This window comes from Saccharospirillum sp., from assembly GCF_040881935.1.
Classification (GTDB): Bacteria; Pseudomonadota; Gammaproteobacteria; order Pseudomonadales; family Natronospirillaceae; genus Saccharospirillum.
Window position 1 is genome coordinate 22,347 of record NZ_JBBECH010000053.1, and the last position, 24,374, is coordinate 46,720.

A 24,374-nucleotide genomic window follows, 5' to 3' on the forward strand; every position below is an offset into this window, starting at 1 on the left:
GTGGCGAGAGAGTGCTTCAGGACATCGTTGCCGACATGCTTCAAGTCGACGGTATCGAATTGAACGATTATCAAAAATCAATGGCCTGCTTCAGTGTCTGGTCGATGGTTCACGGTATTACCCTGCTGCTGAAAACCGGCGTAGTCGATGCTGTGATCTATTGCGGCAACTGGCCCCAGGAATTACCCTGCCAGAACCCGGAATCCCAGGCTCACATTCTGGAGCATTTTATGGAAATTCAAATTGAAGGGCTCAAGCGAGTACTGCCCGGCGCTAAGCCATAAACCGGCTCCTATTATTGACTACTCAGGTTTCGAGGTTCGTTGAGTGGCCATGGCCCGCGACAGCTACCGGTGATGCCGCTCACATTGTACAAACTGCGAGTCTTGAGTTACTAATTCCAAAAAAGGAGCAGAGCGATAGCAATGACGACCCTCTCCATCCAATGGCAACAGGCCCCCGTCGGCTATATTCAGGGTGACCCCAACCTCACCCTCCGTCAAAACCTCGATAATCAGGGCATCACTCTGCGCAAAGCGTGCGACAATGGTGCTTGTGGCATTTGCCGCTGTCGCCTGACCTCCGGCGCCATTGATTACCGGGGCCGTCACCCCTACGGTTTAAACCCGGGCCTGCAAGCCGACGGCTGGATACTTCCCTGCATCGCCTACCCTAAAACTCATGTAAAACTAGCGGACTTGCGATTTTCGGATAAAGCCTGAGACCGGGTTACCGCGTCAGACAGTCGTCCAATTTCAATCAGTGCACGCCGTTTCAACAACTAACGGCTTCACCAAGCTTACATTCAGTTCCGTTTTCGGCCAGTTTTTATCTCTTTTCGGGTTACACTGATCCTCGTGAACTGAGGACAATATTGTGACTGACCGCCACTACCAACAAGCCCGACTCGCACGCGACCACCGCTTCGATGGCCGGTTTTTTGTCGCGGTCAAAACTACGGGTATCTACTGCAGACCGATCTGTCCGGCCCCATCACCGAAGGAACAGAACGTCCGCTATTTCGAGACCGCCATCGCCGCCGCCAATGCAGGTTTTCGCCCTTGTCTGCGCTGCAGGCCAGACAGTGCCCCGGCCTCCTGGGCCTGGAAAGGCACCGACACCACGCTGGAACGGGCAATGCGGTTGATTGATGACGGAGCCTTGATAAACGGCAGCGTAACCGGCCTCGCTGACCGGCTCGGCATCAGCAGCCGGTACCTCGGTCAGTTGTTTCAGCGCTCTGTTGGCACCAGCCCAAAACAATACAGCCTGTACCAACAGGTGCTGTTCGCCAAAAGCTTACTGCAGCAGACGGACCTGCCGATTACCCAGGTGGCCCTGGCTTCCGGATTCAACAGCGTGCGTCGCTTCAACGATTGCTTTGCCAGCGTTCTTCGAATGACGCCGCGTTCGTTGCGACGCCCGGCTGGCAGCCGATCTCAAGAGCCTGGTATCCGCCTGTTCCTGAGCTACCGCCCACCTTACGACTGGGCGGCGTTGCGCGACTTTATGCAAACCCGGTTAATAGAAACGCTGGAATGGTGCGGCGATGACTACTATGGCCGCACCTTTAGTCTAACCAACGGCGCCTCCGGTCGCTTTACCGCCTGGCACCGGCCCGAACGCTTTGGCTTTGAGGTCAGCCTCGAATTCAGTCAGCCTGTGGCCTTGTTGCCAGTGGTGCGTACGACGCGCCGATTGCTGGATCTCGATGCCGATAGCAGCACCATCGACGCGCACCTGGCGCCGATTCAGGCCCAATTGGGTCCGGAACGGCCGGGATTGCGCTTGCCTGGCACCTGGGATGCCTTCGAAGCGGGTATTCGCGCGATTCTCGGGCAGCAAATCAGCGTGGCAGCGGCGCGCAATCTGGTTCGACAATTGGTAGCCGAGCACGGCGAATTGTTGCCCGGGCAAGGCCATGAGCACCGCCTGTTTCCAACCCCGGCAACACTCGCCCAAAGCGATTTGATGACCTTGAAAATACCCGGCCGCCGACGCCAGAGCCTGATCGATTTCGCCCGTTTCTTCGACACTCAGCCCGAACAGGCCGCAGACCCGGAGCACTGGCTGGCACTCGGCGGTATCGGCCCCTGGACGGTGAATTACGCACGCATGCGCGGGCTGGGCGACAGCGACATCTGGCTGGGGTCTGATCTTGGCGTGAAAAAAGCGCTGGGTCAGGCGAATGGCGCATGGCAACCGGCTGACGCCTCCCCCTGGCAAAGTTACCTGACCTTTTATATGTGGAGTCTGCTATGAAACCCCTTTACCAGAGTTTACTGCCCACGCCCATTGGCACCGTGCGCATTTTGGCGAATGACGAGGCTGTTACTCGTATCGATTTCGTCGACGAGGGTGACCCTTCGGCGTTTCCCGAAAACGATGTGACCCTTAGGGCCCGACAACAGGTGAGCGATTATTTCGATGGCAAGCGTCAGTCTTTCGACTTGCCGCTGGCACCTGCTGGCACAGAGTTCCAGCAGGCCTGCTGGCAGGCTCTGGTGCAGATTCCCTACGGCGAAACCCGCTACTACGCCGAGCAGGCCCGGGTCATTCAGCGCCCGAGCGCGGTGCGCGCTGTCGGGGCCGCCAACGGTGCCAACCCGATCTCCATCGTTGTGCCCTGTCACCGGGTAATCGGGAAGAGCGGTCACCTCACTGGTTACGCCGGGGGTATGCAGCGCAAAGCCTGGCTACTGGCTTTGGAGCGGGGGGCTGTAGCCGCTGGTCAGTGACTCCGGCAGCGGTACCACACCAACAGCACGCTGATAAAAACCCAGTCGACAATCACTTCCCGGTCCCAGGCTTTGGCCGGGGCCAGCTCGTACCCTTCGGCAATCGGGGGGATGGCGGGTAAGTCAGACAGTGCAACAATCAGGTCGGCCATGTTCAGGGTCCTGCTACCGTTAGAGTTCGTCAATTTAACAGCCTTATAGCCCGGTTTGGAAACCCGAACCATTGCGCATTGAATGAACTCAAGATGAACACCACGGCCGAAAAATCAAAAAGATGACCAGTTGCACTCGCCCCGCGCCTGAGCCTGCCGGATAATGCTCGCATTGACGCAGCACCCGGCCTTCATTTCTGTTCCAGCCGGGAGACAAGGAGACTCCGATATGCGCGCCACCGCTTTTGTTTTCATGCTAACCATTGCCCCCTGGGCCTGGAGTGAAACCCAGCCCGAGCCGGTCAGTGTGACCACTACCGCCGTTGCCGGCAGTCAGACCGGCGCTTGCAATCTTGCCTTTGGACAAGCCGAAGACGACGCCCGGGCACAAATGGGCACCGACGACACGGTGCTCCTTGAACTGGTCAGCCGCACCGATGAGCGGCTCGGCACCACTGACGACGGGCACTTTGAATGCCAGGTGGAAACGTTATGGATTGAACGGCTGCCCCTGGCCGCAGAGCAACCCGAGCTGGAGACTATTAACGAAGACCCGCTGCGCCTGGGTGCGCTCGAATCCATCGACGGACGCTATCAGGCAGAGTGCCGTGCCAGCCGTCGCGGTGAAGCCTGCCGTGAACAGATCGAAGCCGAGGCGGCAGATGCTCTACTGAACCGCCTGTTGCAACGCGAAGGTCTGACCAATAACGACCTGGCGCTGGAATCCGACGGTTTCGAAGGCAGCCAGACGTTCTATTACGACCAATCTGACCTGACACTGACTATGGATGGTACCTTCTATTTCATCCGGGTCGCCCCGAGCACGCGTACTAGCGAAACCCTTGAACCCGCAGGCACCCGAGGTGAACTCAGCCGAACCACACCGCCCGAGCCCGGCCCGATGGATAACCTGGACATCACCCTATTCTACACCTGGGACGGCAACGACAGCGCCAGCCAGGATGACCTGGCCCTCAGCGCTCGTCGCTGGGGCGTCGGGCTCTGGGTCGACAACCGCATTGGTGTATCAGCCTTCTGGGGCGATGAACGAGCTGGCATTGCCGATTCGCGCGGCAACGTCCAAAACGCCGGCGACCGCTACGACATTCGCGGTGTGGGGGTCGGCTACCGTGTGTTCGACAACCGCTCCATCACCCTGGAAAACATGCTGCACTACGTTGATGCCCAACCCTATTCAACCACTAACCTGGACCCGGACTGCGCTGCCTGTACACCGCGCAGCTATGAAGCAGACGATTATTTTCAGGCCACTGTGAATCTAAAAACCAACAACGAAGGCCTCAACCTGGGCTGGATGCTGACCTGGAAATTGCGCGACGACCTGACCCAGTTCGACAGCCTCTCCGGCGGCTGGTACGTCGAGCTGCAGTTTTAACTCAAGTTTCGGAGTTCGCTACAGATTAGCGACGGGTGGCCGGGCTGCTCTTGCGGGGGTATCTGAGGCATGGATGCCGAAGTTAAGCCTACATGGAGGTATTCACGGCGCCCCCGCAAGAGCAGCCCGGCTATCCGTCGCGGGCTCATGGCACTGCAGCCAACTCGAACTCCGAAACTTGAGTTTTAGGCTTTACTCGCCCACCACCAATCGCTAGCCTAGCCCGCTCATTTTTTTGCTGACGAGTGTGTGATGTCATCTGAAACCCGGGCGCTGTGCTATGCACTTGCCGCTGTACTGTTGTGGTCGACCGTGGCCACAGCATTCAAAGTTGCTCTGGGGTTTGTAACCGTCAGTCAATTGATGTTCGGGGCTTCGGTTTTTTCCGTGATCGCACTGGCAGCTACGTTGCACGTTCGGGGTGAACTGCGCCAGGCGTTGCAGCGTTTCTGGTCTGATCGTGCCGCCGCCTTTCGGCTGGGGCTAGTCAATCCGGTTCTTTACTATGCCGTCTTGTTCGAAGCCTACGACCGCCTGCCAGCCCAGGTCGCCCAACCGGTTAATTACACCTGGGCAATCACTCTGGCGCTACTCTCAGTACCCTTTCTCGGCCACAAGCTGACCCGCTGGGATCTGATCGGCATGCTGCTTGGCTATTCCGGCGTGGTGTTCATTTCACTGGCAGGCAAAAACATTTCCGGCACACTCGATGGTTTTGGGCTATTTCTGGCTCTGTTCTCAACCCTGCTCTGGGCCGGCTACTGGCTGTTGAACGCCCGCGACCCGCGGCCGCCGATCATCGGCCTGTTTCAGAATTTCAGCTACGCCTTACCGCTGCTACTTATTTGGATGCTGGTCACCGACGGCATGCCCGCACTGAACAGCTGGCAACCCTGGGCAGCCCTGGCCTATGTCGGCGTGTTCGAAATGGGCGTTACTTTTGTGTTCTGGCAATTGGCGATGCACTACACCAACAACGCCAGCCGCATCGGCACACTGATCTTCCTGTCGCCTTTCATCAGCCTGTTCCTGATTCACTTCGTGCTCGGCGAACCGCTGCAACTGATGACCTTTGGCGGGCTAGGTCTGATTATCGCGGGGCTCTGGTTGCAGCAGCAGATGGCTCGACGGGAGGCGCGACGCTAGCCTTCTTCAACCGTCTTGAATAGCTGAAACCCCCGCGCTTCGTAATTGGCACGTGCATTGGGGTGATCGCCCGAGCAGGTATGTAACCAAACCCGTTTTGGCAGATTGCCATGTTCATCAGCAAATGCCCAAGCCAGATGCAGCGCTTCAGTCAGAAAGCCAGACCCAAGCCCCTGGCCAATAAAAGGCCGCGCCAGGCCGAAGTTTTCGATCTCGATCTGATGGCCTTCACCATCTATCAACGGCTGGCGCACCACCTCGACATAACCTGCCGGACTGCCTTGCACGTACAGCACCCAGGTGCGAACCTCGGGGCGCTCAACCTGGGCTTGCCAGCGCTCCAGCGACCAACGGTTCTTTTCGGTCCAGTCCCAGTCTTCACCGACCAGCTGATACAAAAACCGGTTAAACACCGCCTGCTGAATTTCAGCCTCGACCAGCACCGCATCGGGGTGGTCGAGCCGCTTTCCCGTCACCGCTTCGGGCGAACGCATCTCCAGATGCCAGACAATCATCCGAACAGCTGCTTGTTGCTAACCACGATACCGGTTTCATCAGCGTAGAGGTACATGCCGGGCTCGATTGTCTGGCCAGCGAAGGTAACCGACACGTCAACATCACCCAATCCCTTTTTATCGGTTCTGACGGGAATGCTGGCCAACGCCCGCACACCGATGGGCATGCGCTGCAGTTCATGAATGTCGCGCGCGCAGCCGTTGATGACAACGCCCTGCCAGCCGTGGTTGACCGCATCGAGTGCGATCTGATCGCCAATCAGCGCCTTGGACAGCGACCCACCGCCATCGACCACCATGACTTTGCCATCGCCATCGGTACCGGCCAATTCTTTAACGCGGGAATTGTCTTCAAAGCACTTAACCGTCACCACCTGACCAAAAAACGCTGGCTTGCCACCAAAGTTTTGAAACAGCGGTTCGAGTACCAGCACATCATCGGGGTTGTCATCACATAAATCGGGTGTGTTCCACATTGGCTATTGACTCGCTTTCTATGGCAATGAATGATCGCAAACGTGCTAGCCAGGCTAACCAAAAAGAGTGAATCAGCCCCAGCTTACGTAAACAGGAGAATGAGTGCCATCGTGACTTTCCGTGACACCGTGATACCCGAATGCCAGACCGGCTCTAACCGGAGAACGGCCTCATGCTGACCACAGAGCGCCTTGTTCTGGTCAGCCCCGAGGTCATCAAAGCCCCGGCTCTGCTCGACTATCATCTACAAAACGCAGACCATTTTGCCCAAGCAGGCGGCACATTGCCAGAGTCACTCGGCATCTGCCGACAACGCCTCAAAGCGGAAACCACCCTGTGGCATAACGACCGCTCCTACCGCTTTTATGGCCTGCTTGAAGGTAAGCTGATTCTGGATGTGAGCCTGAGCAACCTGGTACGCGGCGTATTCCAGGGCGCCCACCTGGGTTACAAGATCGCCGAAGCACACACTGGCCAGGGCCTGATGACTGAAGCCGTCGACACCGTGGTTAACCATGCCTTCACCCGGCTGCGGCTGCACCGGATAATGGCCAACTACCAGCCATGGAACACTGCCAGCGGTCGTATTCTGGACAAACTCGGGTTTGAACAGGAGGGGCTCGCCAAAGACTATTTGTATATCAACGGCCAGTGGCGGGATCACATTTTAACATCGAAAACCAACCCAGAGTTCCAGTTTTCGCCGCGATGAAAGATCAACAAAGAGACTGATATGCCAATCTCACCAGCATCTGCATCAACTTGCGGTTGGCCATTGCGAGGGCTTGCATCCGGTTGTTTCGTAAAAAAACGCGAACGGTATTCACCTTATGTGGAGCTCCACATAAAGCACACTACTTACAATTCTACTGTTTCATCTGCCATGGCCATTTACCCGACATTTCGACTTCCAGGGTCAGGCTCAGGAATGTTCGAATAAGTACAACGATAGCCAGAACCCCTATTGTTTCAAAGGTCAGCTCAACCGCCACAGTATAAATGATGTCCGATGCGATAAGAAATTCAAGTCCAAGCAAAATGCCACGGCCCAATAATTGACGGACCTCCTGATAAATTGAATCTTTTTCTTCTTTCTTAAGAATCCTGATTGCTGCATTAAACAAGGCATATATCGCATACAGCGTAATAGCGCCGATTCCAATTCCCTCAATAATTGCAGCGCACCAAGCTGCTGCAGGTGCAATAAAGTCATTCATATCAAAACCTCATGTGCCTATGAATGCCAACAACACTAACAACAGTGAACTTTGACATAAGCAGACTGGACACCCACCTCAATTGTCGTGATTTCTCCATATTAACTACAAGATAGCAATGGTTACCTCAGGTGGATGTCACATCATATTGAGGTTATAGGTTATAGGTGCAGTAGTTCTAAGGGAAGCAATATAAAAAGACCTGCTATCACTAAAAACGAACCTACCACCCGACTAACCTGCTGTGCCCAGGGAAACAGCTTCTCACTCAAAAAATAAAGGGTTAATCCGGCCATCCACAGCAGTTGCATCACACCACCAACAAACATCAGCAACATCAATGCCCAGCAGCACCCAGTACAGAAAGCACCGTGTCGAACGCCCATCAGGAAAGCACCAGACACCCCACCGCGCCACTCGGTCATCAGAAAACTCAAGGGCGAACGGCATTTGCTCAGGCAGATCTGTTTCAGCCCACTGAACTGGAACAGGCCCGCGATGATGAGAAAAATACCCCCCAGCGATGGAACGACCTGACCCTTCATGGCGTTGAGTAAAGCACTCTGATGCAAACCCCACTGCATTAGGGCCGCTACCACTGCAAAGCCCAGCCAAATACTCAGATACCCGGCGATGAAGAATCCGGTCGGAACCGTGAGCATGCCTTTGGATTCCTGCTGTTGGCGTATTTTAGTATAGGTCAGGATCATCGGAGTGGCACTCGGCAGCATCATCGCCACCATCATGACGCTCCACATCAGGAGACTGGTCGCCAGCAGGGTTAAGCCCCTATCATCCGGAGCACCCATGTTCATAGTGCTGTGAGCTCCCATGTTCATGAGGTAAATCCATGCAAGCAAGGTGATCAACAGTAAGGCGGCGCCTATCAGGGCCTGCTCTACTGAACGCATTCGAACCATTGTCATGTCCATCGTGGCACTCCTCCCTCTGGTTCCTATGGCCCGGCATATGCGAAGGGCGAGTAAAATGCCGTGCGCTCGCTTAGTTCGACATTAATTCCGTGGGCCTGGTGACGCAGTGAGCGGGAATTCGCCACGACCAGCGTTTGACCCGGTGCAACAGCCAGAGGGTGATTTTGGATGGTAACGTCTTGACCACCCTGGCCTTCAATCGCGGCGATATCGGCTTCCGCATTCTCGCCGATTGACAGATGCCGCCGTCCTTGTTCCACCTCAAAACGAATCGGCAGTGTCTCCACGCCGGCCACATCGGAAATCAACGAGGCCAGCATGGCGGGGTGACCGCCTGCCTGACCACCAAAGATCGATCCCAGTGCCTCAGACTGGCGTTCATCCGCACGCTGATCGAGATAGAGCACCACTTTCCAGTTGCCCTCGGCCATAGGGCCTGGTGAATTCAGAGCCACCGCGACGTTAAGGTCATCGAGCGATACCTCACCAAATTTTCCAGTCTTGATATGCCAGCCGACCAGTGCTGAACAGTCTCCCTCCGTTGGTGCACCCAGATAGATGCAAGGGCAGGCGCCTGAGCAGCTGCAGCTTTCAAGGTAGTCTCCGGCCATGGTCCATTGTGTGGTCATCATTTCACTCCTTTTATGTTTAAGAATTATTTTTTACAGCGATACATGTATAGCGCCAATCGGGACAAGAGGGGTGATGAACAGATGAGAATTTTGTGAGAATTTCGGTATCGACTGGTTGCAAACTAAAGTAACTGCAGGTGTGGCCTAAAAGGCCTATCCTTGTTCGGAACACGAGGGGAACCCTATGGCACAGCGGATGTCCGATCTCTTGGCGATAAAGGCACAGCAGGCGTTTGTCGGTCGCGATGCTGAGCTGGAGGTTTTACGGTCCCTTTTGGCTCAACAGGGGCCACGAATGGTGCACATCCATGGCATTGCCGGAATCGGTAAAACATCGCTACTGGCGAGGTTCGCTACCGAGGCCAGAGCCTCAGGCGCTGTTGTTGTCCGGCTTGACTGTCGCCAGATTGAACCAACAGCCTCTGGCTTATTAAGGCAATTAGGGTTGGCGATTGGGGGCGAGCCACCAGATGCCGACGCACTTGCTGTTCGTCTGGGCGGGTTGGGGGCCGTTGTTGTACTGACCTTTGACACCGTAGAGGTATTCAGACTGCTCGATACCTGGTTACGGCAAGTGTTCGTACCGATGCTTCCAGAAAACGTCAGGGTACTCTTTCTGGGCCGGGAACCACCTTCCAGTGCCTGGCAGGCAATACCAGGCTGGGGGAGCCTGCTTCAATCACTGTCTTTAAAACCCCTGAGCGAACCAGAGGCAAACCAATTACTGCTTAAACTGGGAGTAAACAACGAAGAGTCATTATTCTTTGCTCAGTCCACACATGGACATCCTCTTGCGTTAACGCTCGTGGCTGCCGCCTTTAGGAATGAACCGTCTGGTCGCTGGCTGCGCGCAACTCCCGTGCAATATGCGCTTGAAGAGCTAGCCCACCTGTTTCTGACCGACGTGGGTGACGCGAGTACCCGACGTGTTCTGGAAGGTGCTTCGGTTACCCGACGAGCAACCGTTTCTTTGCTGGGAGCACTGTTCCCGGATCTTGCGCCACTCGATGCTTACGAGCGGCTGAGTCAACTCCCGTTCGTGGACAACGCCAGTGATGGACTCATCATCCATGATGCCGTGCGGGAAGCCATCACTCGCTCTTTGCATGCCAATGACCCCAGTCGCTATCTTGAGTACCGGCGCGCCGCCTGGCGCCAACTGAATAGTGAAGCGGAGGCTGCCGGCAGTGACGATCTGTGGCGGTATACCGCGGATATGTTGTATTTGATCGAGAATCCGGTTGTTCGGGAAGCATTCTTTCCCACTACCGCTCCGCCACTCATCGTAGAGCAGGCAAAACCAAGCGACGATGAAGCCATCACGCAGATCATTCACAGGCACGATGGGCGGGTAGCTGCCACCGCCCTGCTATTGTGGTGGCATCGCCTGCCACAGGCCTTTTCCGTTGTGCGAAACAGAGAGAGAACAGTGGTAGGTCTGTCCTGTAAGTTGCGATCGGATGCGATTGAGCCAACCTGGGCACAGGATGATCCCGTGATTGCCAATTGGTGTGACCATCTCAGTCAAAAACCCATGGCGGCGGGCGAAATTGCCTTATATTGCCGCCGCTGGTTGAGCATTGTCGGAGGAGACTCACCGAGCGAGGTACAAGCAGCTGTATGGCTCGATTTAAAGCGTACGTACATGGAGCTTAGGCCCGGGTTGCGTCGAGTCTACCTGACGGCGTGCAATCTGGCTGCTTACCTATCGGTTGCACAGCGTCTGGGCTTCACGTTGTTGCCAGAATACGGGATCGAACTTGATGGACATCATTACCCAACTGCCATGCTGGACTTTGGACCTGGTTCAGTCGACGGGTGGCTGAGTGACCTGGCTGCCGCTGAACTGGGGGTGCAACACGCTGATGACCTGATTGATGTCGACGCTCGCGAACTGGTATTGGTCAGTGGACGAGTGTCCCTGACGCCACTGGAGTTTGGAGTGATTCATCACCTGCACGCGAAACAAGGCAAGGCGGTATCTCGGCGAGATTTGTTACGAGACGTTTGGGGCACGACGTACGAGGGTGGCAGCAACGTCGTGGATGCAGTTGTTCGCACGTTAAGACGTAAACTTGGCAAGCAGTCTGCGCAGTTAGAAACCGTGACAGGGGTTGGCTATCGGTTGAAACCTAAAAGGCTCTGATTAAGCAATACTCAGCCGGACACTTTTCGATGCTCCCCAAGCTACACCTTTCCACCCGGTAAAAGCCGGTCTATATTAGCCTCGGTTTCAACAGACTGGGGCTGGGAGGATACAGTATGTCTAACATGATTCTATTGGGCACCCGCAAGGGAACTGTCATATTCGATCGCATCAATGCCGGTTGGCGCCCCCGCCCAATCACGCATTCGGGCATTCCTGTTTGTTACGCAACCCGTGATCCGCGTGACGGCACCCTATGGGCCTCGCTGGACCATGGTCACTGGGGACCGAAACTGTCTCGTTCGCGCGATGAAGGCGATACCTGGGAGGAAGTCTCCTCGGTTAAATACCCCCAGGGCGCACGCCACATAGTCCAATACCTTCCCACCCCCGATTTCGATCCGGAAGCGCCAACCGGCCAGCCTAAATATGCCGATGCCTCCGTGTACAAGATTTGGAATATTGCGTTCGGCGATGACAGCCAACCTGGTCGGATATACGCTGGTACCATCCCGGGCGGTTTGTTCGTCAGTGACGATGGTGGTGACAGCTGGGAACTCAACCGCCCCCTGTGGAACCATGAGACCCGGGGTGGTGACCTGTTCGCGGGCGAAGCCACGAGTGAAAACCTGTGGGGCGGCACTCCGGCGAGCATCGATTATGGCGTGTTTGAGCCCGGAATCCATTCGATCATCGTCGACCCTCGCGACCCCAACCATCTGTATGTGGCGGTGTCCTCTGCGGGAGTCATCGAGACGACCGACGGAGGCCAGACCTGGGCAGGGAGTAGCCACGGTATGCTGATGGATTATTTGCCCGACCCGGCCGTGGAGTGGGGTCATGATCCGCATTTCGTGACGCAGTGTCCCGGGCAGCCGGACCACCTCTGGCAACAGAATCACTGTGGCGTTTTCTACAGCGACGACGGTGCCCAAAACTGGCACAAAGTCAGCATGCCGGATAAGGGCGTGCACTTCGGCTTCCCCATAGCAGCGGATGCGAACGATGGACGGACCGCCTGGGTCGTACCAGCGCGAGCGGATTCAGAACGAATGGCAATTGACGGTGGGCTGTTTGTCGCCCGAACAACCGATGGCGGCCAGTCCTGGCAATCGTTCCGCAAGGGCCTGCCTCAGGAAAGCGCCTACGATATAGTTTTAAGGCATGGGCTGGATGCATCGGGCGACTGCCTCTGTTTTGGCAGCACGACCGGCAATGTTTACCTGTCGGAAGACCGCGGTGAAACCTGGCAATGCCTGGGGAATAATCTACCACCAGTCTATTCGGTACGATTTGGCTGAGCATTATGACGACCGTTCAAATGACGTCGCATCTCTACCGGTACTTTCCGCAACTGGAGAACCAAACGGTCAAGGTACCAGCTGGTCCGGTATCGGAAGTCCTGCGGGCAGTCAACGAGATCGCCCCGGGTTTCACCGACTACGTTCTCGATGACCAGGGTGGTTTGCGTCGGCACGTGCATCTGGCCATCAATAACACGCTGGTGGTCGACAGAAAAACACTCTCAGATCATGCTCTGGATGGAGGGACTGTCTATATATTCCAGGCGTTGAGCGGTGGCTGAGTGGTGACCGGAATAGATTATGAACCGACGCCCAGGTCAAAAAAGCGCGGACGAAGCAAGCCGAGTATCATTCACTGATGGTCGATAGAAAGACACTCTCAGACCGAGTTCAGGATGATGGTACCGTCTATATATTTCAGGCCTTGAGTCGCGGCTGAATAGCGCTCATCCTCTTTGCTTTAGCAGGGGCCGGTCAAGTCGCTAACCGGCTCCGCTGCCTGACGTCAGTAGATACGTTATTATAGGCGTTGCCCTGCTTTTTCCCCTGAACGATGCTTATATAGGTCACAGTGACGGCCTTTGTTATGCAGATGCGTTCGAGAATACGTAATTTCTATGCAATTCACCGTCGAGATTAAAATTTAGTTCACCGACAATTTCAAAGCCTAGATTGCGATAAAAATTGATCGCCTGGTGATTATTTACCCAAGTGGATAGCCAATATGGTGCACCAAGTTGAGTTTCTATTTCACTTAGCAATTTCTTTCCAATTCCTTGGCCTTGGAAATGTTCTGATACATACAAGGTTGTTACTTCATAACCGTATGCTTCACCATTAAAGGTTGACTTAAGATCAACTGAAATAAATCCAACAAGATGCTCATTTATTATATAGACCCACAACTCACATAAAGAATTATTGAGTAATTCCTGGAAATGACTCTCGGTAAAAGTAGAAAGTGCATAATGGGAAATCTGCGCTCTCATCCCTTCTGTAGCGTAGGTCTGTAGCCAGACTTGAAGCGACAACGCGGCTAAGTCGAGGCAATCACTTTTTATCGCTTTTCTAATCATTAAGAGAACTTTCCATATAGCTACAACACCGCCAGTATATCCATAAAAGCAAAGAAAAGGGGCGGCTTTGAACTGGAGACCAAGCCTAACGCTGTGCGCCGAACAGGTATTACCTAACGACTCGGCTACCATACGTTTCGGCACTCTGAACTTGCACCACTTTCACGGACTCGGTATGAACGCGCTTTAGGTTAGCTACCGCCCGGCCGGTTACAAAGCACACCAAGGTAGAAAGTAAATTGTGCAATTAACATGGCACTCGATCATTAATTTGGCCAGTAAAAAACTCTCAGTGGTATCGTTTGCGCCCCCTCTGCTTTCGTGCCCCTTGCACCATCGGCCCAGAAGAGGAAAATATGCCCCATCCAACCCACCGCCGCGAGGCCCCCATCCCATGTCATACCTTATGCCAGCCCTAATCGGTCATCGGGGCGTTGCCAGTGAAGCACCCGAGAATACAGCCATTGGTTTGAAGCGCAGTAAGTTGCTGGGCATTAAATGGGTGGAGCTGGATGTCACCCAGGCTGGAGACGGCAGCCTGGTAATGATGCACGATGAAACCCTGGAGCGGTTTGGCGGGTTGCCGGAGCCTATCAGTAGGATGGACCGGGAAACACTAATGGAGGTGGACGCGGGCACCTGGTTTTCGCCGGTATTCGCGGGTGAGCCCTTGTTGTTTCTGGATCAGGCGCTGGATCTGGTGAAGACGCTGGGGTTGGGGTTGAATCTTGAGATCAAGGTGAACCCGGGTCTACCGGTGGAGCAACTGGTTGATGCAGTGATGGCCACCGATGGGTTGGATGCGCTGCACCGGGGTGAGCGGTTGGTGATTTCCAGCTTTGATCATACCGCCCTGGCCCGCGTTGCGCAGCAGAAGCCAGATTGGGCGTTGGGGGCTTTGTATGAGAGGGTCACCGAACAGTGGGCAGAGAGCCTGGTTGGCTTTACGCCTTACAGCATTCATACCGATTTCGAAACGCTTACGCCTGAGCTGGCGGCGGATATTCGGGCGAAGTATCCGCTGTATTGCTATACGGTGAATGACCCTATTACCTTTCAGCGCCTGCTGGATAAAGGCGTGAACGGGGTCTTTTCAGACCGTGCCCACGCGCCGGATATGCGGGCTTTAGTAGAGGCTGGCTGACCGAGCGGGATAGAATAAAGCCGGCCACAATGAACAACACACTCACCACCGTTGCCGATGCGCTGGCCTTGCTCAGCATTGCCTTGGTGAGAAGACGGCAGCCACGTATGATGGGTCGGTAGATCCCTAATAACCATTCAGAACAGGACACCGACTCGATATGCTGACAATGATCCGTGGCGCGCACCTTTTGGCACCCGAGGACCAGGGCATTCAGGATGTGCTGATTGCCGCCGGCACCATCATCGCCATCGGCACTGATCTGAACTTATCTGGCACCGTTGATGTAGAGGTTATCGACGCCCGGGGCCAATACTTGACTCCGGGTCTGGTCGATACCCTCACGCACATCACTGGCGGCGGCGGCGAAGGTGGCTTTCACACCCGCACCCCGGCCATGGAATTCAGCGATGCCATTGGTGGCGGTGTCACCACCGTAACCGGTGTACTCGGAACCGATGCGATCTCAAGAACCCTGCCTGATCTGCTCGCCAGGGCAGCGGGGCTCGAAGCCGAGGGCCTGAGCGTGGTGTGTCATACCGGCTCCTACCAGGTGCCGGTGCGCACCCTAACCGGCAGCGTGCAACAGGATATCATGGTGATCGAACGGTTTATCGGTGTCGGCGAAGTGGCCATAGCGGATCATCGCGGTAGCCAGCCTTCGTGGCAGGAACTGGCGCGCATTGGCGCCGAAGCCCGGGTGGGTGGTTTGCTGAGCGGCAAAGCAGGAATCGTCAGTATTCATGTTGGGGATGCCAGTGAAGGCCTGTCGTTGTTGTTCGAAGTCGCCAACCAGTCGAACATACCGCTCAGCCAATACTACCCGACGCACATGAACCGCTCGCCCGAGCTGCTGCAGGATGGTCTGCGCTTCATTAAAGGCGGCGGCAGCATCGACTTTACCGCCAGCCACACGCCAGAGATTCTGGAAGCTGGCGAGATCAAATGCGCCCACGCACTGAAAGTCGCCCTGGACCAGGGTGCCGACGAAAACCGCCTGACCTTTAGTACTGATGGCCACGCCAGCCTGCCGCAGTTCAATAAGGAAGGTATACTCGAGAGCCTGAAGGTCGGTGCCATGGATGCCATGCTGAGCGAATATCGCGATGCTGTGCTGGAAGAAGGCATCAACCACAGCATCGCGCTCAAAGCCGTCACCGCCAACCCGGCCAGGGTATTGAAGCTGCCCAGAAAAGGCCGCCTGGTCCAGGGTTGCGATGCCGACCTGTTGTTGCTCGATAAAGACAGCCTGACATTGCGACGCGTAATGGCCAAGGGCGACTGGTGCTTCGCCGACGGTAAATACCTCAAGAAAGGCACTTTCGATCGTTAAGTAACGGTTGGTCCAGCGAATCTGGTTCCAAATAACAACACTGTTTTCCAAATATCAACAATGTCCCACCGCGGAGAGTATCAGGTGACACAACGCATTGGTTTTATCTTACTGCCCGGATACTCCTCCATGGCTTATGTATCCGCCATGGAGCCTTTGCTGGTGTGCAATGAACTGACCGGTGAAGACGCCTTCAGCACCTTTACCGTGGCGCTTTCCGGCAATAAGACCTTCTCCAGCCTCGGCAACCGCATGGACACCGATTTTAACCTGAATGACGCACCCGAAGCGGACGTTTGGGTGGTCGCCGGCACCTCACCGGCCCGACACCCCGCCACGCCGGGGCTCGATGCCTTTCTACTGGCACTGCCCACCCGCAGTTCGTTGGGCGGGCTGGCCTCCGGCACCTATGTGCTGGCTCGGCTGGGTCTGGTGAACGGCTATCGGGCCGTAGTGCACTGGCTTAGTTATGACGAGTTGCTGAAGGAACACAAATCCATACTGCTGGCCTCAGAACAGTTCTGCATCGACCGAGACCGGCTAACCTGTCGGGGCGGCAGCTCCAGCCTGGATATGATGCTGATGTGGATCGCCCGCAACATCAGCGCCGAAACCGCCGAAGCCGTGTCACGCCATTTTGTGAACGAACGCCTCGGCATCCCTTCCGATACCGTGCCGCAGCAACTGAGCGAGCGCACCCGCGCCGAACAGCCCAAGCTCGCCGAAGCGCTGGAGCTGATGGATGCCAACATCGAAGAACCGCTGACCACTGACGACATCGCCTTTCACGTCAAAATCAGCCGTCGTCAGCTGGAACGGCTGTTCAAAAAACACCTGAACGCCGTACCGAGCCGTTACTACCTGCAAATCCGACTCGAAAAAGCACGCAACAAGCTGCTTTCCTGCTCGGAGAGCATTGCGGAAATCGGCCTGAGTTGCGGCTTCTCCTCCGGCGCTCACTTCTCAACCGCCTATCGCAACCAGTACGGCCTAACCCCGTCTGAAGACCGAAGCTTGCATCAGAAGATGTCGATCGATAAGTAATTTAATAAAGCAGTCATCACTAGGAAATTCCTAGCTGTTCAACCCCGAGATCAACCAGGACCACCGGGTGCGCCTGCTGAAGGCCGTTAGACAACAGGGATGTTATCTCCGAGCCCCCAGGGAAGGGTTCACGGCGTGCCTTCAGTAGGCGTACCCGGTGGTCCGACTGGCACACCGCGATAGCAATCAGCCAATCAAATTGTCCGGAGGAATTTCCGACTCATGGCACAATAGGCAGTTCAGACGATATAACCGCGTGTCGCACCCCCGTAACCCTTCAGCCCCGACTTTCTCTATGATAGACACCATAGCGTTCCCGCCGATTGAAACCGGTCGGCAGGCAGAACGACCCCGATAACCGGGTTGCATCGCCAAACTCACAGGCGCCAACCCCAACCAGTGGAAATCGAGATGAGCGATATTACCAGAGCACAATTTGATGACGTCATGGTCCCGAACTACGCTCCGGGCAAAATCATCCCTGTAAAGGGCAAGGGCTCACGCGTTTGGGATCAGGAAGGTCGCGAATTCATCGACTTCGCTGGTGGCATTGCCGTCAACGCCCTGGGTCACGCCCACCCGGCTCTGGTCGAAGCACTGACTACCCAAGGCCAGAACCTCTGGCACCTGGCCAACGTGATGACCAACGAACCGGCCATCGCCCTGGCTAAACGCCTGACCGAGCTGACCTTTGCCGACAAAGTATTCTTCTGCAACAGCGGTGCCGAAGCCAACGAAGCCGCACTGAAACTGGGCCGTCGCCATGCCTTCCTGAATTACGGCCCGGAGAAGAACGAAATCATCTCCACCCATGGCTCCTTCCACGGTCGTACCCTGTTCACCGTATCGGTTGGTGGCCAGCCCAAGTACAAGGAAGGCTTCGAGCCAACCCCGGGCGGCATCAGCCACGTGCCCTACAATGACCTGGAGGCCATGGCCGCCCAGATTTCCGACAACACCGCCGCGGTTATCATAGAGCCGATTCAGGGTGAAGGCGGCGTTACGCCGGGCAAAAAAGAATACCTCGAAGGCGTACGTGCTCTGTGCGATAAGCACAATGCCCTGCTGATTTTCGATGAAGTGCAAAGCGGCGTTGGCCGTACCGGCGAACTCTACGCGTATCAGAAATACGGTGTCGTACCGGACATTCTTTCAACGGCCAAAGCACTCGGCGGTGGCTTCCCGATCGGTGCCATGCTGACCACTGACAAATGCGCTGAAAGCCTGGGCATCGGCACTCACGGTTCTACTTACGGCGGCAACCCTCTGGCTTGTGCAGTGTCATTGGCGGTCGTCAACGAAATCACCAGGCCGGGCGTACTCGATGCGGTTGAAACCAAAGCACAACGCATCCGTGATGGCCTGAAAAAGATCAATGACCAGTACGGTATCTTCAAGGAAGTACGCGGCATGGGCTTGTTGCTCGGCGCAGAACTGACTGAAGACTGGGCCGGTCGTGCCAAGGATTTCCTCGGTGCGGCATTGGATGAAGGTCTGATGATGCTGGTAGCCGGCCCGAATGTGTTGCGCTTTACACCGTCGCTGATTATTCCGGATGCCGACATCGACGCAGGCCTAGCGTGTTTCGAAAAAGCCGTTGCCAAGCTGGTTAGCTAAGTAAAACCTCAAGTTCGGAGTTCGGGTATGCGTTGGTGCCAGGAGTCCGTGTCAGGCACCGGGTGTACCTATCCGGGGCCGGCGCAAACCCATCCATGGGGCCTAGACTGCAGCATCCCTGCTGCAGACTTCCCCGGATAGGTACACCCGGCACCTGACACTCAATTGGTTGCGAACTCCTAAACTTGGGTTCGCAATAGGCTAGCGATTGGTGGCCGGGTTGCTTTTGCGGGGGTATCTGAGGCATGGACTAAAACGCCAGGAGCGTTTTAGCATGATCGAAGAGAGCCCAGAGGGTGAATCCCATGGATGGGATTCATATCCCGAAGTTAAGCCTACACGGACGTATTCACGGCGCCCCCGCAAGAGCAGCCCGGTCACCCATCGCGGGTTCAAGCTAACAGCCAAATTGAATTCCGAAATTTGAGCTTTAAGCCCTTAAAGAGAGGATTCACCATGCTCGTTGTTCGCCCGAGTAACTTCGTGGACCTGACCAGCATCGAACGATTGCTGAACGCCACTGATGCCCGCGTGACAACCCTGCCAAAAGACAGGGACAAGCTGTCAGAAAAGATCGGCCAGTCTGACGACGCCTTTAAAACAGGGGTTGATCAGGAGGGTCCGGCGTCGTTTTTGTTCGTACTGGAAGACACCGACAACCAAACGTTGATGGGCACATCGGGGATCGATACCGAAGCCGGTGGCGGCTATCCGTTTTTTAATTACCGGATAGATGCCGTGGTACACGCCTCGCACCACCTGGATGTGAGCTCCAAGGTACCTGTGTTGTTTCTGTCGCACGAGTTGACCGGTAAAACATTGCTGCGCTCATTTTCGATCGACCCGGAACATAAAAATTCCGATGCCTTCGATTTGTTGTCACGCGCGCGGCTGTTGTTTATGGCCTGTTTGCCAGAGCGGTTTCATCGCGAAGTGATTATCGAAATTCAGGGCATTTTCGACGACAAGGGTGAGTGCCCGTTCTGGGATGCGGTTGGCCGACACTTCTTTGGTATCGACTTTAACACCGCCGATTATTACTGCAGTGTGAAAAGCAAAACCTTTATGTCGGAACTGATTCCACAGCACCCGATTTACGTACCACTGCTGCCGGAAGTTGCCCAGGGCAACATTGGCCAGAACCACGAAGCGGCCAACCGGGCCTGCCAGTTGTTCTACCGCGAAGGGTTCAGCAAAACCGTGTTTATCGACCCGTTCGACGGCGGCCCGGTGCTGACTGGCGAACTGAATAACCTCTTCACCCTGAAGCAGGTGCGTCACAAAAAAGCGCGGCCGAGCGATGTGGTCGGCGGGTTGAAATACCTGATCAGCAATCGTTCGCTGAGCGACTTCCGCTGCACCATCGGCACCCTGGTAGACGGCATTGGCGAGACCATTCGCATTCCCGAAAACGTCGCCGAGGCCCTCAACGTCAAAGAAGGCGACCCCATCGCCTACGCGCCGCTATAAGGAAGGAATACGACTATGTACATTCGTCCAGTAGCGCCAACCGACATCGATGCGCTGTGCACCATGGCCAAAAACTCTGGAGTGGGTGTGACCACCCTGCCGGATAACCGCCAGAAAATGCAAGCCAAGCTCGATAAAGCCGTGGCTTCGTTTAAGAAAGAGCTGCCCGAAAAAGACCGGCTCTACTTGTTCGCGATGATCGACCCGGCCAGCGATGAAATTGCCGGTATCTGCGCACTCGAAGCCAGCATTGGGCACGACGACATCTGGTACAACTACCACGTTGGCAAAACCGTGCATGCCTCCAAAGACATTGGCGTGCACAAGATTACCAAAACGTTATACCTGAGCAACGACCTGACCGGCAGCTCGGAAATCTGCACTTTGTTTCTGATGCCGGACTTCCGCAAAAACCAGAACGGCCAATTACTGAGCAAAAGCCGTTACATGTTTCTGGCCGAATTTCAGGAATTATTCGACCGTGACATCATCGCCGAGATGCGTGGCTTCAGTGATGAGCAGGGTCACTCACCGGTTTGGGAAAGTCTGGGCCGCCACTTCTTCCAGATGGAATTTTCCGATGCGGATTACCTGACGGGTCTTGGCAACAAAGCCTTTATTGCCGAACTGATGCCCAAGTTCCCAATCTACGTGCCCATGCTGTCGAAAAACGCCCAGGAAGCGATTGGTAAAGTACACCCGGATACTGAGCCGGCGTTGTCGATGCTCAAAGCCGAAGGCTTCGACTTTAACGGCTATGTCGATATTTTCGACGGCGGCCCTACCGTGACCGCCCGCATTGCCAATATTCGTGCGGTTAAAGAAAGCAACGTGTACATCGTTGCCGTGCAGGACGAAACGCCCACACCGGATCTGACCCGAAAGGATGGCCTGTCGCTGGTATCGAACCGCCGGTTCGAAGACTACCGGGTTAGCCTGATTAATACCGCGGCCATCGATGGCACCACCCTTCACCTAAGCACGGCCCAGGCCAGCGACCTGCAAGTTACTGCAGGCGATTCTGTTCGCGCCGTCGCGCTGAGACCCCGGAGACCCTCCGATGACTGAACCAAGACTCTTTATTGATGGCCAGTGGCACACTGGCCGCGGCGACCACCTCGAATCCATTAACCCGATCGACCAGTCGGTTGTCTGGGCAGGCAATACTGCCAACGCCGACGATGTTGACCAGGCCATTAACGCAGCCCGTACTGCTTTTGCAGATTGGAAACACCGCAGCCTGGATGAGCGTATCGCCATCTGCCGCAAGTTTGCCGAAGGCCTGAAAGAAAACCAGGAAAAACTGGCGCGGGTGATCGGCAGCGAAACCGGAAAACCCCTGTGGGAAGCGCGCACCGAAGTAGGCGCCATGGTTGGCAAGATCGAAATATCAATCAGAGCCTATAACGAGCGCACCGGCGTCACCCGTAGCGAACTACCGGACGGCGAAGCCGTATTGCGCCATCGCCCACACGGCGTTGTTGCGGTATTTGGCCCTTACAATTTCCCCGGCCATCTGCCCAACGGACACATCGTTCCGGCCATTCTCGCCGGCAACACCGTGGTGTTCAAACCCAGCGAAATGACGCCGAAAATGGGCGAGGAAACCGTACGCATCTGGGACGAAGCCGGTTTGCCCAAAGGTGTCATGAACCTGGTTCAGGGCGCCAAAACCACTGGCATTGCCCTGGCAGGTCACCCGGGTATCGATGGCCTGTTTTTCACCGGTTCCTCAACCGTCGGCGAGATTCTGCACAAGCAGTACGGCGGCCAACCAGGCAAAATTCTGGCGCTGGAAATGGGCGGCAACAACCCGCTGATCGTCGATACCGACATCGACACCGAAGCGGCCCTGCACCATGTTATTACCAGTGCCTTTATTTCCGCCGGGCAGCGCTGCACCTGTGCACGGCGTGTATTCATCGCCAAAGGCGAACAGGGCGATGCCTTTCTCACCCGCCTGATTGAAGCGACTCGTAATCTCAAGGTCGGCCACTGGGATGCCGACGACCAGCCTTACATGGGCTCCGTCGTGTCACTTCCCGCCGCCGATGCCTTGCTGGAAGCCCAGAAAATGCTAATCAGCAAAGGCGGCCGCAGCCTGCTGGAAATGACTCGTTTCGAGGAAGGCACCGCCCTGCTGACGCCGGGCATCGTCGACCTGACCGACGCCAAAGACATACCGGATGAAGAATACTTCGGCCCGCTGTTGAGCATCTACCGCTACGACAGCTTCGACGACGCCATTGCCGGGGCCAACAATACTCGCTACGGCCTGTCAGCTGGCCTGCTGTCGAACAACCGCGCCCGTTTTGACCAGTTCATCGACGAAATTCGTGCGGGCATCGTTAACTGGAACAAACCCATCACCGGTGCCAGCAGCGGTGCGCCTTTCGGCGGTGTGGGTGCCAGCGGCAACCACCGCGCCTCTGCCTATTACGCGGCGGACTATTGCGCCTATCCGGTGGCGTCGATGGAAAGCCCGACGCTGACCAAACCCGAAACTACCGCGCCGGGAATGAACCTATGACCGCCTTTGAAATGAACCTCGACGGCCTGGTCGGGCCGACGCACAACTACGCCGGTTTGTCGTACGGCAACATCGCCTCGCTGAGTAACGAAAGCGAGGCATCGAACCCGCAAGAAGCCGCCAAGCAAGGTCTGCGCAAGATGAAAGCGCTGGCCGATCTGGGTTTGCGCCAGGGCATTTTGCTGCCACACGAGCGCCCCGCCATCTGGGCCTTGCGTGAACTCGGCTTTAGCGGCACCGACGCCCAGGTACTGGAAAAGGTAGCCAAGCAAAACCCGGCGATTTTGAGCGCGGTCAGTTCCGCCTCCTGCATGTGGACAGCGAACGCCGGTACGGTCTCCCCGAGTGCCGACACGGCCGACGGAAAGGTGCATTTCACCGCCGCCAACCTGAACGCCAAGTTCCACCGCTCGATCGAACACCCGACCACGACGCGGATGCTGCAATCCATCTTCCGGGATGAACGCTACTTCGCGCATCACGATGCCTTGCCCGCCGTCAGCTTCTTCGGCGACGAAGGCGCCGCCAACCACACCCGGTTCTGCGGCCAGTACGACAGCGCCGGTGTTGAGTTGTTTGTGTACGGCCAGGAGGCGTTTAACCAAAACGCGCCGCGCCCGCACCGTTTTCCGGCGCGCCAAACGCTTGAAGCCAGCCAGGCCGTGGCCCGCCTGCACGGTTTGGGCGAAGACCAAGCGGTGTTCGCCCTGCAAAAGCCCGAGACCATTGATGCCGGTGTGTTTCACAACGACGTCATCGCCGTCGGTAACCGCAATGTCCTGTTCTATCACGAGGAAGCCTTCGCTGACACCGAGGCGGTACTGAACGAACTTCAGCGCAAACTGGGCGATGTCAAACTGATCGCCGTCAAAGTTCCGACGGTCGACGTGTCCATTCAGGATGCCGTGCGTTCCTACCTGTTCAACAGCCAGCTGCTGAGCCTGGCTGACGATAGCATGATGCTGGTGGTACCCGGCGAATGCCGTGAAACCGGCCCGGTGGCTGACTTCCTGGACCGGCTGATGGCCGACACCGACAACCCAATCAACCGGGTGGAAGTGTTCGACCTAAAACAGTCGATGCAGAACGGTGGTGGCCCGGCTTGCCTGCGCCTGCGCGTGGCGCTGACGCAGATCGAGTACAAAGCCATGCATCAGGGTATTATCCTTACTGACACCCTGTTCAACTCGCTCAACGACTGGGTCGACGCGCACTATCGCGACCGCCTGAGCCAGGCCGACCTGGCCGACCCGCAACTGCTGATCGAGAGCCGTACCGCACTCGACGAACTGACCCGCCTGACCGGCGTTGGGTCCATTTACCCCTTCCAGCGCTAAGCGCCTGATGCGGGTTCTACGGAGCCCGCATTTCTCCCGGAAATAAACCGGATTCTCGTCAAATTGCCTTTGCATTGGCTGAAAAAAGAACTATCTTTACAGAAATAACTAAGGATGGTTGCGCCTGCCTGACTGACTGTCGATCTAAAAAACAGCATTTGGGAGCGT

Annotated in this window: 25 protein-coding genes; 18 read left to right on the plus strand and 7 right to left on the minus strand. The window is 56.1% G+C overall.

The features are described from left to right. Window positions 1-35 precede the first annotated feature (35 nt). The 4 genes from WEB54_RS09185 to WEB54_RS09200 all read left to right on the plus strand — a co-directional run bounded on the left by WEB54_RS09185 (window position 36) and on the right by WEB54_RS09200 (window position 2,738). Window positions 36-284 carry a hypothetical protein gene (locus tag WEB54_RS09185; RefSeq protein WP_368054723.1) on the plus strand — a complete coding sequence of 83 codons (249 nt, stop codon included), beginning with the start codon at window positions 36-38 and terminating at the stop codon, window positions 282-284. Window positions 285-425: 141 nt separating this feature from the next. Next, a complete protein-coding gene (locus WEB54_RS09190) occupies window positions 426-722 on the plus strand; it encodes a 2Fe-2S iron-sulfur cluster-binding protein (RefSeq protein WP_368054721.1) in 297 nt (98 codons plus the stop codon). A gap of 154 nt (window positions 723-876) precedes the next feature. Next, entirely contained in the window at window positions 877-2,262 is a 1,386-nt protein-coding gene (locus tag WEB54_RS09195) for an AlkA N-terminal domain-containing protein (protein WP_368055203.1), read from the plus strand. Further along, a complete protein-coding gene (locus tag WEB54_RS09200; RefSeq protein WP_368055205.1) occupies window positions 2,259-2,738 on the plus strand; it encodes a methylated-DNA--[protein]-cysteine S-methyltransferase in 480 nt (159 codons plus the stop codon). Before WEB54_RS09195 ends, WEB54_RS09200 begins: the two co-directional genes overlap by 4 nt. Here the strand turns inward: WEB54_RS09200 and WEB54_RS09205 are convergent. After that, window positions 2,732-2,890 carry a hypothetical protein gene (locus WEB54_RS09205; protein ID WP_368055207.1) on the minus strand — a complete coding sequence of 53 codons (159 nt, stop codon included), beginning with the start codon at window positions 2,888-2,890 and terminating at the stop codon, window positions 2,732-2,734. The two genes, WEB54_RS09200 and WEB54_RS09205, sit on opposite strands and share 7 nt — an antisense overlap. 229 nt (window positions 2,891-3,119) lie before the next feature. Here WEB54_RS09205 and WEB54_RS09210 point away from each other — a divergent pair, with 229 nt between their 5' ends. After that, complete coding sequence (locus WEB54_RS09210) at window positions 3,120-4,286, plus strand: hypothetical protein (protein ID WP_368055209.1); 1,167 nt, start codon at window positions 3,120-3,122, stop codon at window positions 4,284-4,286. Between the two features lie 252 nt (window positions 4,287-4,538). After that, the gene (locus tag WEB54_RS09215) at window positions 4,539-5,432 is read left to right on the plus strand and encodes a DMT family transporter (protein ID WP_368054501.1); all 894 of its coding nucleotides are present in this window, start codon (window positions 4,539-4,541) and stop codon (window positions 5,430-5,432) included. Here WEB54_RS09215 and WEB54_RS09220 read toward each other — a convergent pair. Together WEB54_RS09220 and rraA are read right to left on the minus strand one after the other, a co-directional pair. After that, the gene (locus tag WEB54_RS09220) at window positions 5,429-5,947 is read right to left on the minus strand and encodes a GNAT family N-acetyltransferase (protein ID WP_368055211.1); all 519 of its coding nucleotides are present in this window, start codon (window positions 5,945-5,947) and stop codon (window positions 5,429-5,431) included. The two genes, WEB54_RS09215 and WEB54_RS09220, sit on opposite strands and share 4 nt — an antisense overlap. After that, window positions 5,944-6,423 (minus strand): ribonuclease E activity regulator RraA, encoded by a 480-nt coding sequence (gene rraA / locus WEB54_RS09225; RefSeq protein WP_368055213.1) that lies wholly within the window; start codon window positions 6,421-6,423, stop codon window positions 5,944-5,946. Before rraA ends, WEB54_RS09220 begins: the two co-directional genes overlap by 4 nt. 173 nt (window positions 6,424-6,596) lie before the next feature. Here rraA and WEB54_RS09230 point away from each other — a divergent pair, with 173 nt between their 5' ends. Then, window positions 6,597-7,136: a GNAT family N-acetyltransferase gene (locus WEB54_RS09230; RefSeq protein ID WP_368055215.1), complete on the plus strand. Its 540-nt coding sequence runs from the start codon at window positions 6,597-6,599 to the stop codon at window positions 7,134-7,136. 154 nt (window positions 7,137-7,290) lie between these two features. On the opposite strand, the gene WEB54_RS09235 is transcribed toward WEB54_RS09230, so the two are convergent. The 3 genes from WEB54_RS09235 to WEB54_RS09245 form a co-directional block, all read right to left on the minus strand. Continuing rightward, a complete protein-coding gene (locus WEB54_RS09235; RefSeq protein ID WP_368055217.1) occupies window positions 7,291-7,641 on the minus strand; it encodes a DUF1622 domain-containing protein in 351 nt (116 codons plus the stop codon). Between the two features lie 161 nt (window positions 7,642-7,802). Next, on the minus strand, window positions 7,803-8,510 hold the full coding sequence (locus WEB54_RS09240) for a DUF2182 domain-containing protein (RefSeq protein ID WP_368055219.1): 708 nt from the start codon (window positions 8,508-8,510) through the stop codon (window positions 7,803-7,805). 86 nt (window positions 8,511-8,596) lie between these two features. After that, window positions 8,597-9,205: a DUF1326 domain-containing protein gene (locus WEB54_RS09245; protein ID WP_368055220.1), complete on the minus strand. Its 609-nt coding sequence runs from the start codon at window positions 9,203-9,205 to the stop codon at window positions 8,597-8,599. A 184-nt stretch (window positions 9,206-9,389) separates the two neighbouring features. Between WEB54_RS09245 and WEB54_RS09250 the strand changes: the two genes are divergently transcribed. The 3 genes from WEB54_RS09250 to WEB54_RS09260 all read left to right on the plus strand — a co-directional run bounded on the left by WEB54_RS09250 (window position 9,390) and on the right by WEB54_RS09260 (window position 12,936). Continuing rightward, the gene (locus WEB54_RS09250; RefSeq protein ID WP_368055222.1) at window positions 9,390-11,351 is read left to right on the plus strand and encodes a winged helix-turn-helix domain-containing protein; all 1,962 of its coding nucleotides are present in this window, start codon (window positions 9,390-9,392) and stop codon (window positions 11,349-11,351) included. Between the two features lie 116 nt (window positions 11,352-11,467). Continuing rightward, complete coding sequence (locus tag WEB54_RS09255; RefSeq protein WP_368055224.1) at window positions 11,468-12,652, plus strand: WD40/YVTN/BNR-like repeat-containing protein; 1,185 nt, start codon at window positions 11,468-11,470, stop codon at window positions 12,650-12,652. Window positions 12,653-12,657: 5 nt separating this feature from the next. Further along, on the plus strand, window positions 12,658-12,936 hold the full coding sequence (locus tag WEB54_RS09260) for a hypothetical protein (protein ID WP_368055226.1): 279 nt from the start codon (window positions 12,658-12,660) through the stop codon (window positions 12,934-12,936). Between the two features lie 303 nt (window positions 12,937-13,239). On the opposite strand, the gene WEB54_RS09265 is transcribed toward WEB54_RS09260, so the two are convergent. Continuing rightward, complete coding sequence (locus WEB54_RS09265; RefSeq protein ID WP_368055227.1) at window positions 13,240-13,875, minus strand: N-acetyltransferase family protein; 636 nt, start codon at window positions 13,873-13,875, stop codon at window positions 13,240-13,242. Between the two features lie 250 nt (window positions 13,876-14,125). Here WEB54_RS09265 and WEB54_RS09270 point away from each other — a divergent pair, with 250 nt between their 5' ends. From WEB54_RS09270 to astB, 8 genes are all read left to right on the plus strand, one after another. After that, the gene (locus tag WEB54_RS09270) at window positions 14,126-14,875 is read left to right on the plus strand and encodes a glycerophosphodiester phosphodiesterase family protein (protein ID WP_368055229.1); all 750 of its coding nucleotides are present in this window, start codon (window positions 14,126-14,128) and stop codon (window positions 14,873-14,875) included. Window positions 14,876-15,035: 160 nt separating this feature from the next. Continuing rightward, complete coding sequence (gene iadA / locus WEB54_RS09275) at window positions 15,036-16,208, plus strand: beta-aspartyl-peptidase (RefSeq protein ID WP_368055231.1); 1,173 nt, start codon at window positions 15,036-15,038, stop codon at window positions 16,206-16,208. Between the two features lie 84 nt (window positions 16,209-16,292). Beyond that, on the plus strand, window positions 16,293-17,252 hold the full coding sequence (locus WEB54_RS09280) for a GlxA family transcriptional regulator (protein WP_368054675.1): 960 nt from the start codon (window positions 16,293-16,295) through the stop codon (window positions 17,250-17,252). 411 nt (window positions 17,253-17,663) lie between these two features. Next, window positions 17,664-18,869 carry an aspartate aminotransferase family protein gene (locus WEB54_RS09285; protein ID WP_368055233.1) on the plus strand — a complete coding sequence of 402 codons (1,206 nt, stop codon included), beginning with the start codon at window positions 17,664-17,666 and terminating at the stop codon, window positions 18,867-18,869. Window positions 18,870-19,325: 456 nt separating this feature from the next. Then, entirely contained in the window at window positions 19,326-20,339 is a 1,014-nt protein-coding gene (locus WEB54_RS09290) for an arginine N-succinyltransferase (protein ID WP_368054053.1), read from the plus strand. Window positions 20,340-20,354: 15 nt separating this feature from the next. Next, on the plus strand, window positions 20,355-21,407 hold the full coding sequence (astA, locus tag WEB54_RS09295) for an arginine N-succinyltransferase (protein ID WP_368055235.1): 1,053 nt from the start codon (window positions 20,355-20,357) through the stop codon (window positions 21,405-21,407). Further along, entirely contained in the window at window positions 21,400-22,869 is a 1,470-nt protein-coding gene (gene astD, locus WEB54_RS09300) for a succinylglutamate-semialdehyde dehydrogenase (protein ID WP_368055237.1), read from the plus strand. The genes astA and astD overlap by 8 nt, the downstream gene beginning before the upstream one ends. Beyond that, window positions 22,866-24,206, plus strand: a complete 1,341-nt coding sequence (gene astB, locus WEB54_RS09305) for an N-succinylarginine dihydrolase (RefSeq protein ID WP_368054059.1) — start codon at window positions 22,866-22,868, stop codon at window positions 24,204-24,206. The genes astD and astB overlap by 4 nt, the downstream gene beginning before the upstream one ends. Window positions 24,207-24,374 lie beyond the last annotated feature (168 nt).

Coding starts and splice junctions, on each gene's coding strand:
- WEB54_RS09185 (WP_368054723.1), top strand. CDS start 36: ATGCTTCAAGTCGACGGTATCGAATTGAACGATTATCAAAAATCAATG.
- WEB54_RS09190 (WP_368054721.1), top strand. CDS start 426: ATGACGACCCTCTCCATCCAATGGCAACAGGCCCCCGTCGGCTATATT.
- WEB54_RS09200 (WP_368055205.1), top strand. CDS start 2,259: ATGAAACCCCTTTACCAGAGTTTACTGCCCACGCCCATTGGCACCGTG.
- WEB54_RS09205 (WP_368055207.1), bottom strand. CDS start 2,890: ATGGCCGACCTGATTGTTGCACTGTCTGACTTACCCGCCATCCCCCCG.
- WEB54_RS09210 (WP_368055209.1), top strand. CDS start 3,120: ATGCGCGCCACCGCTTTTGTTTTCATGCTAACCATTGCCCCCTGGGCC.
- WEB54_RS09215 (WP_368054501.1), top strand. CDS start 4,539: ATGTCATCTGAAACCCGGGCGCTGTGCTATGCACTTGCCGCTGTACTG.
- WEB54_RS09220 (WP_368055211.1), bottom strand. CDS start 5,947: ATGATTGTCTGGCATCTGGAGATGCGTTCGCCCGAAGCGGTGACGGGA.
- rraA (WP_368055213.1), bottom strand. CDS start 6,423: ATGTGGAACACACCCGATTTATGTGATGACAACCCCGATGATGTGCTG.
- WEB54_RS09230 (WP_368055215.1), top strand. CDS start 6,597: ATGCTGACCACAGAGCGCCTTGTTCTGGTCAGCCCCGAGGTCATCAAA.
- WEB54_RS09235 (WP_368055217.1), bottom strand. CDS start 7,641: ATGAATGACTTTATTGCACCTGCAGCAGCTTGGTGCGCTGCAATTATT.
- WEB54_RS09245 (WP_368055220.1), bottom strand. CDS start 9,205: ATGATGACCACACAATGGACCATGGCCGGAGACTACCTTGAAAGCTGC.
- WEB54_RS09250 (WP_368055222.1), top strand. CDS start 9,390: ATGGCACAGCGGATGTCCGATCTCTTGGCGATAAAGGCACAGCAGGCG.
- WEB54_RS09255 (WP_368055224.1), top strand. CDS start 11,468: ATGTCTAACATGATTCTATTGGGCACCCGCAAGGGAACTGTCATATTC.
- WEB54_RS09260 (WP_368055226.1), top strand. CDS start 12,658: ATGACGACCGTTCAAATGACGTCGCATCTCTACCGGTACTTTCCGCAA.
- WEB54_RS09270 (WP_368055229.1), top strand. CDS start 14,126: ATGTCATACCTTATGCCAGCCCTAATCGGTCATCGGGGCGTTGCCAGT.
- iadA (WP_368055231.1), top strand. CDS start 15,036: ATGCTGACAATGATCCGTGGCGCGCACCTTTTGGCACCCGAGGACCAG.
- WEB54_RS09285 (WP_368055233.1), top strand. CDS start 17,664: ATGAGCGATATTACCAGAGCACAATTTGATGACGTCATGGTCCCGAAC.
- WEB54_RS09290 (WP_368054053.1), top strand. CDS start 19,326: ATGCTCGTTGTTCGCCCGAGTAACTTCGTGGACCTGACCAGCATCGAA.
- astA (WP_368055235.1), top strand. CDS start 20,355: ATGTACATTCGTCCAGTAGCGCCAACCGACATCGATGCGCTGTGCACC.
- astD (WP_368055237.1), top strand. CDS start 21,400: ATGACTGAACCAAGACTCTTTATTGATGGCCAGTGGCACACTGGCCGC.
- astB (WP_368054059.1), top strand. CDS start 22,866: ATGACCGCCTTTGAAATGAACCTCGACGGCCTGGTCGGGCCGACGCAC.